Below are 11,989 nucleotides of genomic sequence, written 5' to 3' on the forward strand. Positions count from 1 at the left end.
ATTCCGTCCTCGATCACGACCGTCGTTGGCGGACTCGCACGTGCCCTGTCCATCAGCGCAGACGCACTCGTGTTCGACGAAGATGAACGCGGCCCCAGGCCAGCAGCTCAAAACGTCCCCGCTCGAAGTCGAAGTCGACCTCCCAGGACGGCTCGGCCTCGACGTCGGCCGCGGCACCCAACGTCAGGCTCAGACCGAACGGGTCGAAGCTGTCATCGAGCCCAGCTGCTGTCCGGTAGCTCTCCTGGAGGCCCTCCGGGACGCCGAACAGCTCCGTGCGGTCGTGCGAGCGGTGATCGAGCTCCCACAGCCGCAGCACGTCCCGCGCGGTCAGCTCGTCGACCACCCGCAGGAACTCGCTCAACGAAGGTCCCGGCCGAGTCATCACGGTGGCGAACCCCGGGACGCTGTGACCGCCCCCACGCACGGCGAGGTGGACGGCCGACGGATGAGCGACGTCGACAGCCGCACGTCGGTTGCCCCAAGTGAGCACATGCGTCACCTCACCGCGGTTCTCATGCCCGCCAGGCTCGGGCTCCTCCTCCCAGCCCCGCACGGTGGAGAGCTGCGCCCGTCTCGTCTCGCTCACCGGGCCTCCAGACCCTTCGCAGGTATCGGGACTGGGGGAGGGTGCGCATGAGAGCGTTCTGAAGCGTTCCATCGGTGCGTCCACGTGATCGACCACCTCCGGTCCGTCGCCTGTCGCGCTGTGAGCGTCGGCGCCACCAGGGTCGGAGCGGCGTCGACCGCATGGAAGCCCCGGCCTGCTGCGCGCAGTGGGACCAGCCCACCGAGAGCCGACGACCGTTGTCGCGATCTCGGTCGGTGTGAGGTGTTCGGGTTGCAACCGGTCACGACAGCTGCCCGCCCCGACCGCTCCTGACATCGCCGTGACACCGACCGGCCGGGTATGGTCCGCGACAGGAAGGAACGCCGGGGACAGCACGACCTTGCTTCCGCAGGTCAGCAGCACCACTATCCGCGACCAGCGGGGTTCGGCCGCAACGCTCTTTCGTGGGATTCGAGTCCCCGCCTCCCAGCTGTGATGCGCCGCATGGAGGCGCCATGACCTCTCCCACCCGCGATGATCTCGCCGTAGTCGTCCTCGCCGCCGGCCTCGGCACCCGCTTCCGCTCCGATCGGGCGAAGGTGATGCACCCGGTGACGGGTCGCACGATGCTGCGCCACGTGCTGGAAGCTCTCCGTCCGCTGGCTCTGGGACAGGTCGTCGTGGTGGTCGGCCACCAAGCCGACGCGGTCACGAAGGAGGCCGAGGCGGCCGACCTCCCCCGTCTGGTGACCGTCACACAGGACCAGCAACGGGGGACCGGCCACGCCGCGCGCCAGGCCCTCCCGGCCCTGGACGCGTCGATCCGCCGAGTGCTGGTGCTGCCCGGCGACACCCCGCTGGTGCGCCCCTCGACGCTCGAGCGGCTCGCCGACGCCGACCTCGACACCGATGCGGTGCTGCTGTCGGTGTGGCTCGACGACCCCACCGGGTACGGACGGCTGTTGCACGACGACGCGGGTCGCGTCGTGGGCATCGTCGAGGAGACCGACGCGACCGACGAGCAACGCGAGCTGCGCCGCGTCAACGCCGGGATGTACCGCTTCGACCGTCAGACGCTCGCCGATGTGCTGGGCGCCCTGGACGCTGACAACGTCCAGGGCGAGCAGTACCTGACCGACGTGGTCGGGATCCTGGCGGAACGTGGCCACACCGTCCGGACGGTCAAGGCCGACATCGACGAGGTCCGCGGTGTCAACGACCGGGTGGAGCTGGCGGCCGCCGCCGCCGTCCTGCGTCGCCGTTGCCTCGAGGAACTGATGCGCTCGGGCGTGACGGTCGTGGACCCGGTCACCACCTACGTCGACGTCGGCGTCACGGTGGGGCGCGACACCGTCTTGCTGCCCGGGAGCATCCTGCAGGGCGGGACTCGGGTCGGCGACGGCGCAACGGTGGGACCGTTCACCAGGCTGGTCGACGCGGACGTCGCCGATGGCGCGCGCGTGGAGCAGTCCACCGTCGTGGCGGCGACGATCGGTCCCGATGTGTCGGTCGGTCCCTACGCGTACCTCCGCCCCGGCACGCGCCTGGAGCGCGGCGCGAAAGCGGGGACGTTCGTCGAGATCAAGAACTCCGCCGTGGGCGAGGGCTCGAAGGTGCCGCACCTGTCCTACGTCGGTGACGCCACCATCGGCGACGACGTCAACGTCGGCGCGGGGACGGTCACGGTCAACTACGACGGGTACGGCAAGTACGAGACGCTGATCGGCGACCGGGCGTTCATCGGATCGGATTCGATGCTGATCGCGCCGGTGCAGATCGGCGACGGGGCGGTCACCGGCGCCGGGTCGACCATCACCAACGACGTCCCTCCCGACGCCCTGGGGGTCGCGCGGGCGCGGCAACGCAACATCGAGGGCTGGGCCGCACGCCGGCGGGAACGCGAGGAGGGCCGCGAGCCGTAGGCGCCATGTCGCGATCGCGCACGACGGTGAGCGCACGCTTGTACGCTGGGTGACGCGGGGGTGCACGTTCCGCCAAGGCGGAGGGAACGGTGGAAGTCGTCACCAAGAAGCGCATGATGATCTTCTCCGGGTCGTCGTACCCGGAGTTCGCCCGTGAGGTCGCCGACCACCTCGGCATGCGGCTCGGCGAGGCGAAGCTGTCCCGCTTCGCCAACGGCGAGCTGTACTGCCGGTACATGGAGTCGGTTCGGGGTGCCGACGCCTTCGTGATCCAGTCGCACACCGGCGCAGCACGCGACGGCATGTCGATCAACGATCACATCGTGGAGCAGCTGATCATGGTGGATGCGTTGCGGCGCGCGTCAGCCAAGCGCATCTGTGCGGTGATCCCCTTCTACGGCTACTCGCGAGCGGACAAGAAGACCTTGTCACGCGAGCCGATCTCGGCACGTCTGATGGCCGACCTGTTCATCTCGGCGGGTGCGGACCGCATCATGTCGATCGACCTGCACACCGGCCAGATCCAGGGGTTCTTCGACGACCCGTTCGATCACCTGACCGCGCTGCCGCTCCTGACCGGGTGGCTCAGCGACCAACTCGACGGCGGCGAGCCGGTGGTGGTCTCCCCGGACGCGGGGCGCGTCCGGCTCGCCGAGAAGTTCGCCAGCCACCTCGACGCCCCGATCGCGATCCTGCACAAGCGACGCACCGCGCACAACATCGCCGAGGTCCTCGAGGTCGTCGGCGACGTCCGCGACCGTGTGGCGGTGGTGGTCGACGACATGATCGACACCGCCGGGACGATCACCGAGGCCGCGCGGGTCCTCAAGGACTACGGCGCGGCGCGGGTGATCGCGTGCGCCACCCACCCAGTCCTGTCCGGGCCGGCCACCGAGCGACTGCACACGTCGGAGATCGAGACGTTGGTGGTGACCAACACCCTCCCGATCCCGCCGGAGCGCCGGCTCGACAAGATGGTCGTCCTATCGATCGCGCCGATCGTCGCCTCGGCGTTGAAGGCGGTGTTCGAGGACCAATCGGTCTCGGAGATCTTCCGCGGCGAGAACGTGTGACGTTGCCGCGCCGACGACGCCGTCGGTAGCCTGGGTCCAAGGCCGCCTCTTCACTCCAAGTAGCGTCGGCCACGTCGGAACCGCCCCCGCCTCCGGTCCGACCGACCACGCCGAACGATCGTGGCGAAGGAGTTGTAGCACCATGGCCGAACAGGTGAAGCTGGTTGCCGACACCCGCACCGCCAGCGGGCGTTCCGTGGCGCGACGACTCCGGGCCAACGGTCGCGTCCCTGCCGTTGTGTACGGCCGTGGCGTCGAGCCCACCAAGCTGCACGTGGACGCCCGCGAGCTGTACCACGCGCTGCACACCTCCGCTGGTCTCAACGCGCTCATCCGCCTGCAGGTCGACGGCGACGAGCACCTGACCATCGCGCGGGAGGTCCAGCGCCACCCCGTCCGCGGAGATGTGCTGCACGTCGACTTCGTCGCCTTGCACCGCCAGCAGCTGATCCGCGTCGAGGTCCCGATCCACCTCGAGGGCCTCGAGGACGTCGCCTCACCGGGTGTGGTCAACCACGTGCTGCACACCGTTCCTCTCCGGGTGCGGCCACTGGACATCCCCGATTCCTTCACGCTGTCGGTCGCCGACCTGGTGATCGGTGACGTACTGCGCGTGGAGGACATCGAGCTGCCGGAAGCCGCCGAGTTCGACATCGAAGAAGACCGCACGGTCGTGACCGTCACCGCCCCGACCGTCATCGAAGCCCCCGAGGAGGAGGAGCCGGAGACCGCCGCCGCGCTCGAGCCGGAGGAGGCGCCGCTGGCTGAGGGCCAGGAGGAAGCCCCGATCGGGAGCGAGCGACCCGAGCCGGAGCAGACGGCGGCAGGCGGCCGAGAGGGCTGATCGGAGACCGCGGACGTCGAGCGGCCTGGGATGAGCCCCGACCGCTGGCTGGTGGTCGGCCTGGGCAACCCCGACGCGGAGTACGGCGGCACCCGCCACAACGTCGGGGCGGAGGCGGTGCAGACGTTGGCGCGCCGGCTCGGCGTTCAACTGTCCCGCAACCGTCGTGTCGGGTGCGTGGTCGCACAGGGCCGTCACGGTGACGCGCGGCTGGTCGTCGCCCGGCCGCTGTCGTACATGAACGAGTCCGGCGGGCCGGTGCAGCGTGCCGCCGGTTGGTTCAAGGTCGCGCCCCAGCGCATCGTCGCGGTCCACGACGACCTCGACCTGGACATCGGTGCCATCCGGTTGAAACGGGGCGGCGGATCCGGCGGGCACAGGGGCATCGCCGACATCGACCGGCGGCTGGCGACCCGCGACTACCTCCGCGTCCGCATCGGCATCGGGCGTCCGCCGGGGCGAATGGATCCGCGCGACTACGTGCTGCGGCCGTTCTCGCGCGACCAACGCGAGACGATCGACGTGGCGCTCGAGGAAGCCTGCGACGCGGTCATGATCCTGGTCCACGACGGGCTCGAGGCAGCTCAGAACCGCTTCCACGGGCGGGCGCCGTGACCCGTCGTCGGTCGCCGGTCGTCAGGATGTGCCGCGCTGCGCGCGGTAGCCGATCAACGCCCCGATCACCAGGATGACGGCGGCGATCACCAGCAGCCAGCGCAGCGCCCGTAGCAGGAACCCGACCACCGCCAGGACGACGGCGAGCACGATCAGCACGCCCGCGATCTGCAGTAGTCGTCGCACCGCGCCCTCGACGTCTCGGCCCGTCACGAACGTAACACCCGATGCCCGCGACCCCGTCGGCGTTCGTTGGTGGCGGCCACCGACGGCATCATGGGCACGTGCACCCTCCCACGCTCGTCTCCGGCGGTCCGCTCGCGGGCCTGCTGGTCCCCGGGCGCCAGCAGCTCGCCGACGTCCTCGGTGAGGGCACCGTGGTGGCTGGTCCGGCGGTCCGCCCGTACCTGTTGGCGCTCCTGGCCGAACGCTCCGCCCCCCTCGTGGTGGTCACAGCCCGCGTCTCGGACGCCGAGACGCTCACCGACGCGCTGTCGGCGTTCCTCGGCTCCGACCGCGTCGCCGTGTTCCCGCCCTGGGAGACGCTGCCCCACGAGCGGCTGAGTCCCCAACCAGCCACCGTCGGGCAGCGACTGGCCGTCGTGGATCGGCTGGTCCGCCCGGACGCCGACGCGCACCCGGGCCGGCTGCTGGCGGTGGTGGCGCCGATCCGCGCGGCACTGCAACCGATGGACCCCAAGCTCGGCGAGCGTGCGCCGCTGACCATCGATGCGCACTACCGCGGTTTCGATGCGTTGATCGAGATGCTGGTCGAGCTCGGCTACGACCGCGTCGAGCAGGTCCAGACGCGGGGGGAGTTCGCCGTTCGGGGCGGGATCGTCGACGTGTTCCCCACGGCCGGGACGCAGGCCGTCCGGATCGAGTTCTGGGGCGACGACGTCGAGTCGCTGCGTACGTTCGCGGTCGGCGATCAGCGCTCGACGGGACCGGCCGCCACCGTCCGCATCGACCCCGCCCGTGAGCTGGTCGTCGACGCCGAGATCCGACAACGCGCCCGTCAGCTGGCGACCGCCTTGCCCAGCATCGCCGATCGCCTGCACCAGCTCGCCGACGGGCTGATGTTCGAGGGGGTGGAGTCGCTGGTGACGCTGCTGCACCCGCGGCCGAAGCTGCTCCCGGAGTTCGCCCCGGACGGCGGTGTCGCGATCGTCGATCCCATCCTGGTTCGCGAGCGCGCGAGCAAGCTCCGCGACGAGGCGGAGGCGCTGCTGGAGGTCGCCTGGGAGACAGCCGCGGGTCACCGGCCGGTCGACGCCGGGTACGTCGACGTCGACTTGTTCGTCGACCGCGCACCCGGCCCCACGTGGGAGCTCACCCCGTTCGGCGCGGGGCCGGGCGCCACGACGCCACTGGAGGCCGAGCCGTGGGAGTCGTTCCGGGGCGACACCGCGGCCGTCGCCGACCGCCTCCGGAAGCTCGCCGTCGACGGGCACCGCGTCGTGGTGACCGCTGGCGGTCACGGACCGGCGCAGCGGCTGTCGGAGGTCCTGGCCGAAGAGGGCGTCGCCGTCGGGCTGGTCGACGCGGTCGCCGACCACGACCCGGGGCGGGCGGAGGTCGTGGCCAGCCCCCTGCGTGAGGGCTTCTTCAGCGCCGACGTCGGCGTGGCGGTCCTCGGCGAGTACGACGTGTTCGGGGTCCGCCGCAGTCGGGCGTCCAGCCGCCGGCTCGGGACGCGGTCAACCGCACGCGAGGCGGTCCTGGATCTCGAACCCGGCGACTACGTGGTGCACCGCACGCACGGCGTGGGCCGCTACCGCGGGATGCAGACCCGCCAGGTCCCCACCCCGTCGGGGACGCTGGCCGCCCGCGACTACGTCGTCCTGGAGTACGCCAAGGGAGACGCCCTGTTCGTCCCCTCCGATCAGGTGGATGCGATCACCCGGTACGCCGGCGCCGACCAGCCCACGGTCATGCGGATGGGCGGCGCTGAGTGGGAGCGGGCCAAGCGACGGGTCCGCGGCGCCGTCCGCGATGTCGCCGCCGAGCTGATCCGCCTGTACACCGCGCGGCTGCATGCACCGGGCACCGCCTTCTCCCCCGACGGGGCGTGGCAGCGCGAACTCGAGGACGCCTTCGAACACGTCGAGACGACCGACCAGCTGGTCGTGGTCGACGAGATCAAACGCGACATGGAGGCGCCACTGCCGATGGACCGCCTGCTCACCGGCGACGTCGGCTTCGGCAAGACGGAGGTGGCGGTCCGCGCCGCGGCGAAAGCCGCGTTCGACGGGAAGCAGGTTGCCGTCCTGGTCCCCACCACGCTGCTGGCCCAGCAGCACCTGGAGACCTTCCGCGAGCGCCTGACCGGTTTCCCGGTCGACCTGCGGATGCTCAGCCGGTTCGTGTCGTCCACGGAGCGCCGGGCGGTGCTCGACGGGCTGGCGGCCGGGACGATCGACGTGGTGATCGGGACGCACGTCCTGCTGGGCGGACACGTCCGCTTCAAGGACCTGGGCCTGGTGATCGTCGACGAGGAGCAGCGCTTCGGGGTCCGCCACAAGGAGCGCCTCAAACAACTGCGGACCAGCGTCGACGTGCTGTCGATGTCGGCCACGCCGATCCCGCGCACCTTGGAGATGGCCATCTCCGGGATCCGTGACCTGTCGGTGATCGAGACGCCACCCGAGGACCGCCAGCCCGTCCACACGGTCGTCGCCCCCTACGACGACGCGCAAGTGGCGTTGGCCGTCCGCCGGGAGCTGCTCCGCGATGGGCAGGTGTTCTACGTGCACAACCAGGTCGCGACCATCGACCAGGCCGCCGCACGGCTACGCGAGCTCGTCCCCGACGCTCGCGTCGAGATGGCGCACGGTCAGATGCCCGAGGACCAGCTCGAGCGCGTCATGGTCCGCTTCTGGGAGCGGGAGTTCGACGTGCTGTTCTGCACCACGATCATCGAGTCCGGCCTCGACGTGCCCAACGCCAACACCTTGATCATCGAGCGGGCCGACCTGTTGGGCCTGGCCCAGCTGCACCAGCTCCGCGGACGGGTGGGTCGCGCCACCGAGCGCGGGTACGCGTACCTGTTCTTCCCGCCCGACGGTGCGGCGATCACCGAGAGCGCCTACCAGCGGCTGCAGACGGTCGGCGAGCACGCCCGGCTGGGATCGGGACTGGCGATCGCGCTCCGCGACCTCGAGCTCCGCGGCGCCGGGAACGTCGTCGGTGCCGAGCAGTCCGGCCACGTCGCGGCGGTCGGGTTCGACACCTACACCGAGATGCTCAAGAACGAGGTGGCCGACCTCAGCGGGCAGCCGATCGAGGAGGAGATCGAGGTCAAGCTCGAGCTCCCGGTCGATGCACACCTGCCCGATGGCTTCGTGCCCGACGAGAAGCTCCGGCTGGACCTGTACCGGCGCATCGCCGCCGTCCGTGACGCTGCCGGGCTCAAGGCGCTCCGTGAGGAGCTCGCCGACCGTTTCGGGCGGCTCCCGCCGCCTGCGGAGCGCCTCCTCAACGCCGCTGCTCTGAAGGCGGCGCTGCGGCGGTGGGGGATCACCGAGGTGGTCCTGCTGGGTGGGGCGGCCACCGCGGGTCCGGCTCGCCGCGTGCTGCGCGCGTCACCGGTCGACCTGACCGACTCGCAACAGGTGCGCCTGGAGCGGCTGCACCCGCGGGCACGGTGGCGGTCGACCGCCGAGGTGCTCGAGGTCCCGTTCCCGCCCGACGTCGACGACATCGTGGCGTGGGTCGCGGCGACGCTCCGCGACGTGCTCGGCGCGCCGGGGCGGTGACCGCCGGCGGTCAGCGGCAGTCGGCGCAGGTGCCCACCAGATCGAGCCGGTGCTGCTCGGTCGCGAAGCGGTCGGCGGCGGCCAGTTCACTGGTCAGCCGGGCCACGGCGCGCTCGATCGGCGCTGACGGCTGCAGGTCCTCGATCCCGCCGCACACGTTGCAGATCAGATGATGGTGGTGCGACGTGAGGTCCTCGGCCAGCTCGAACCGGGCGCCCGGATCCGTGGCGGTGACCAAGCGCCGCACCGCTCCAGCCTGCTCGAGGACCTGCAGGTTGCGGTACACCGAGCTCTGCGACAGGCCGCTGCCGCGGTCGAGGAGCTCTCCGATCGTGACCGGGCGCCCGGCATCCGCCAGGAGATCGACCAGCTGCCGCCGTCCGCGCGTGTACCGCGACCGGGCCCGGCGCAGCCGCTGCTCGACCGTGCGGTGCAGCTGGGAGCCCATGCGAGGAGCCTACTGGCGTCAGTGCGGGTGGTGCGGGTCGTCGATCATCACCGCCCCGTCGGTGGTCACGTGCACGTGCCCGCCGTAGGCGGCCTGAAGCAGGTGAGGCTGCAGGACCTCCACGGGATCTCCCGAGCCGACAACGCGGGTGGCCAGCAGCACGACGTGGTCGGCGTCGGCTGCCTCGGTCACGCTGTGGGTCGCATGGATCACGGTCCGGCCGGCCGCGGTGAGCTCACGCATGATCGCGGTGATCTGCCCCTGTGACGGTAGATCCAGCCCGGTGGCCGGCTCGTCGAGCAACACCAGCTCCGCCTCCTGGGCCAGGCCTTGGGCGACGTACACCCGTTGGCGCTGGCCTGCCGACAGCTCGCTGAGGTGGCGGCGCTGGAGGTCGCTGATCTGCAACCGCTCCAGGGCCCGGTCCACGGCCCCGTGGTCGCCCACCGTCAGCGGACGGAACGGTCCCCGGCGGGCGTACCGACCCATGCGGACGACCTCCCGGACGGTGAGCGGCACGGCCGCGTTCGCGGTGGTGTCCTGCAGCACGTGCGCGACGCGCCCGCGTGTCGCGCCGGGCCGCTGGCCCAGCACCTCGATCGTCCCCGCGGCCGGTTCGACGATCCCCGAGATCGCCGCGAGCAGGGTGGACTTCCCCGACCCGTTGGGGCCGATCACCGCCGTGATGACACCGGCAGGGACCTGCAGGTGCTCCGCCTCGAGCGCCACGAGATCGCCGTAGGTGACGACCAGCCCGTCGGCGCGGACAGCGTCGGCGGCCCGGCGCGACGGTGACCGGTCGCTGCTCACGTCCCTGGTGCCCACACGAATCGAGAACCGTTCCTAGTCTGGTTGTAAGGTCAGCACCCACCGTCTGAAGGCCGCTGGTTGGGCACCAGGATAGGGTCGGCCCCCCGCGGGGCGGGCGGGACCGTGGGGCGCGTGCTGGCCGCCGCTGTCGTCGTCGTGGGCGTGGCTGTGCTCGGCGCGTGCGGGGCGCGGACCGGCGGTGCCGATCCCGACGCCCGCAGCGACGCGCACGTCGTCGCGACCACCTCGATCCTGGGTGACATCGTCAGCAACGTGGTCGGGGAGGCCGGCCGCGTCGACGTGCTGATCGGGGCGGGCGTCGATCCGCACGCCTTCGAGCCGTCCGCCGCTCAGCTCCAGATGCTGCACGAAGCGGACCTGGTCGTGACCAACGGCCTGCAGCTGGAGGAGCGGCTGCTGGCGGAGCTGGACGCCGCCGAGCGCGAGGGGGTGGCTGTCGTCCGCGTCGCCGAGCACGTCGACCCGATCCCGTTCGACGATGGGAGCCGCCGAGAGGCTGACGAACGCGACCCCCGACACGACCGCGACGGCGACGCCGATGCCGACGGGCACGGGCACGGCGCGCTCGACCCCCACTTCTGGTGGGACATGGTCCGTGTGGCCGACGCGGTCACCGTGATCGCCGATCACCTGGCGCAGGCCGCCCCGGACGTGGCCGAGGCCACGACCGCCAACGCCGCGTCCTACCGCAGCCGGGTGGTGGCGACCCACGAGCGCGTCGTCGACACGCTCGCGGTGGTCCCCGACGAGCGCCGGACGCTGATCACCCACCATGCGTCCTTGGGGTACTTCGCTGCGCGGTACGACTTCCGGCTGGTCGGCACGGTGATCCCCGGCGGGACCACGCTGACCGAGCCCAGCCCGCGCCAGCTGGCCGACCTCGCGCAGGTGATCCGCACCACCGGCGTCCCCGCGGTGTTCACCGAGTCGATCGGCTCCGCCCGGCTGATCGACGCGCTGCGTGCGGAGGTGGGCGGCGACGTCGCGGTCGTCGAGCTGTACACCGACGCGCTGGGCCGGCCGGGTTCGGGCGCGGAGACCTACCTGGGCATGATGACGACGAACGCCCAGCGCATCGCCGACGCGCTCGCACCGTGACCAGGGAGTCGCCGTGCAGTGGGTGACCGAGCCGTTCGCGTTCGGCTTCATGCAGCGGGCGTTGGTCGCCGGCGTCGTCGTGGTGGTCGTGACCTCGGTCGTCGGCACCTGGGTGGTGATGCGCGGCATGACCTTCCTGGGCGACGCACTCGCGCACGGCGTCCTGCCCGGGCTGACGGTGGCCTACCTGTTCGGGCTGAACCTGATCGCCGGGGCCGCCGTGGCTGCGGCGGTGATGCTCGCCGGGATCGAGCTGGTGCACCGCCGCTCCCGGCTCAGCGAGGACGTCGGCATCGGGCTGCTGTTCGTGGGGATGCTCGCACTCGGGGTGATCATCGCGAGCAAGGCGCGGTCCTACGCCGGTGACCTCACCGTGATCCTGTTCGGAGACATCCTGGCGGTGACGGCCGCCGACATCCGGGCGACGGCGGTCGCCGCCGTGGTGGTGGTGGTGGCCTCGGCCGTGCTGTACCGGCCGTTGATCGTGCTGGCGTTCAACGAACGCAAAGCCGCCGCGCTGGGGATGCGACCGGGACTGACGCACGCTGCGCTGCTGGTCCTGATCACCGTGGCGATCATCGCGTCGTTCCAGGCGGTCGGCGTCCTGTTGGTGTTCGCTTTCCTGGTCGGTCCTCCGGCGAGCGCCGCATTGGTCGTCCGTCGGGTCCCGACGATGATGGTGGTGGCCATGGGGTTCGGCGCGGTCGGGGTGGTGGTTGGTCTGGTGCTCAGCTACCACCTGGGCACGGCCGGACCCGCCACCGTCGCGGGGGTGACGGTCGCGGAGTTCTTCGTGGTGCTGGCCGTGCAGGACGTGCGTCGCGCCCGGCGGCGTCCGGACGGCGCGCGG

11 protein-coding genes are annotated in these 11,989 nt (G+C 71.4%); 7 read left to right on the forward strand and 4 right to left on the reverse strand.

The features are described from left to right. Nucleotides 1-52: 52 nt before the first annotated feature. A complete protein-coding gene (locus M3N57_07330) occupies nucleotides 53-364 on the reverse strand; it encodes a hypothetical protein (GenBank protein ID MDP9022494.1) in 312 nt (103 codons plus the stop codon). 701 nt (nucleotides 365-1,065) lie between these two features. On the opposite strand from M3N57_07330, the gene glmU reads away from it, so the two are divergent. The 4 genes from glmU to pth all read left to right on the forward strand — a co-directional run bounded on the left by glmU (nucleotide 1,066) and on the right by pth (nucleotide 5,004). Next, nucleotides 1,066-2,472 carry a bifunctional UDP-N-acetylglucosamine diphosphorylase/glucosamine-1-phosphate N-acetyltransferase GlmU gene (glmU, locus tag M3N57_07335; GenBank protein ID MDP9022495.1) on the forward strand — a complete coding sequence of 469 codons (1,407 nt, stop codon included), beginning with the start codon at nucleotides 1,066-1,068 and terminating at the stop codon, nucleotides 2,470-2,472. A gap of 116 nt (nucleotides 2,473-2,588) precedes the next feature. Then, nucleotides 2,589-3,545: a ribose-phosphate diphosphokinase gene (locus tag M3N57_07340; GenBank protein MDP9022496.1), complete on the forward strand. Its 957-nt coding sequence runs from the start codon at nucleotides 2,589-2,591 to the stop codon at nucleotides 3,543-3,545. 142 nt (nucleotides 3,546-3,687) lie between these two features. Then, nucleotides 3,688-4,389 (forward strand): 50S ribosomal protein L25/general stress protein Ctc, encoded by a 702-nt coding sequence (locus M3N57_07345; GenBank protein MDP9022497.1) that lies wholly within the window; start codon nucleotides 3,688-3,690, stop codon nucleotides 4,387-4,389. A 30-nt stretch (nucleotides 4,390-4,419) separates the two neighbouring features. Beyond that, nucleotides 4,420-5,004 carry an aminoacyl-tRNA hydrolase gene (gene pth / locus M3N57_07350; protein ID MDP9022498.1) on the forward strand — a complete coding sequence of 195 codons (585 nt, stop codon included), beginning with the start codon at nucleotides 4,420-4,422 and terminating at the stop codon, nucleotides 5,002-5,004. Nucleotides 5,005-5,025: 21 nt separating this feature from the next. Here pth and M3N57_07355 read toward each other — a convergent pair whose 3' ends face one another. Continuing rightward, nucleotides 5,026-5,217, reverse strand: a complete 192-nt coding sequence (locus M3N57_07355) for a hypothetical protein (protein ID MDP9022499.1) — start codon at nucleotides 5,215-5,217, stop codon at nucleotides 5,026-5,028. Between the two features lie 71 nt (nucleotides 5,218-5,288). Here M3N57_07355 and mfd point away from each other — a divergent pair, with 71 nt between their 5' ends. Next, the gene (gene mfd / locus M3N57_07360) at nucleotides 5,289-8,762 is read left to right on the forward strand and encodes a transcription-repair coupling factor (protein ID MDP9022500.1); all 3,474 of its coding nucleotides are present in this window, start codon (nucleotides 5,289-5,291) and stop codon (nucleotides 8,760-8,762) included. A 10-nt stretch (nucleotides 8,763-8,772) separates the two neighbouring features. Here mfd and M3N57_07365 read toward each other — a convergent pair whose 3' ends face one another. Both M3N57_07365 and M3N57_07370 read right to left on the reverse strand, forming a co-directional pair. Next, the gene (locus M3N57_07365; protein ID MDP9022501.1) at nucleotides 8,773-9,210 is read right to left on the reverse strand and encodes a transcriptional repressor; all 438 of its coding nucleotides are present in this window, start codon (nucleotides 9,208-9,210) and stop codon (nucleotides 8,773-8,775) included. Nucleotides 9,211-9,228: 18 nt separating this feature from the next. After that, on the reverse strand, nucleotides 9,229-10,020 hold the full coding sequence (locus M3N57_07370) for an ABC transporter ATP-binding protein (GenBank protein ID MDP9022502.1): 792 nt from the start codon (nucleotides 10,018-10,020) through the stop codon (nucleotides 9,229-9,231). Between the two features lie 132 nt (nucleotides 10,021-10,152). Here M3N57_07370 and M3N57_07375 point away from each other — a divergent pair, with 132 nt between their 5' ends. Both M3N57_07375 and M3N57_07380 read left to right on the forward strand, forming a co-directional pair. Further along, nucleotides 10,153-11,139 (forward strand): metal ABC transporter substrate-binding protein, encoded by a 987-nt coding sequence (locus M3N57_07375; protein MDP9022503.1) that lies wholly within the window; start codon nucleotides 10,153-10,155, stop codon nucleotides 11,137-11,139. 13 nt (nucleotides 11,140-11,152) lie between these two features. Beyond that, nucleotides 11,153-11,989, forward strand: an 837-nt coding sequence (locus M3N57_07380) for a metal ABC transporter permease (GenBank protein MDP9022504.1), incomplete at its 3' end; no start/stop codon positions are given.

This window comes from Actinomycetota bacterium (genome assembly GCA_030776725.1).
Lineage (GTDB): Bacteria > Actinomycetota > Nitriliruptoria > Nitriliruptorales > JAHWKO01 > JAHWKW01.

What these genes read in the sequence shown, in the direction of transcription:
- glmU (MDP9022495.1), top strand. Translation starts at nt 1,066, where the DNA reads ATGACCTCTCCCACCCGCGATGATCTCGCCGTAGTCGTCCTCGCCGCC.
- M3N57_07340 (MDP9022496.1), top strand. Translation starts at nt 2,589, where the DNA reads ATGATCTTCTCCGGGTCGTCGTACCCGGAGTTCGCCCGTGAGGTCGCC.
- M3N57_07345 (MDP9022497.1), top strand. Translation starts at nt 3,688, where the DNA reads ATGGCCGAACAGGTGAAGCTGGTTGCCGACACCCGCACCGCCAGCGGG.
- pth (MDP9022498.1), top strand. Translation starts at nt 4,420, where the DNA reads ATGAGCCCCGACCGCTGGCTGGTGGTCGGCCTGGGCAACCCCGACGCG.
- M3N57_07365 (MDP9022501.1), bottom strand. Translation starts at nt 9,210, where the DNA reads ATGGGCTCCCAGCTGCACCGCACGGTCGAGCAGCGGCTGCGCCGGGCC.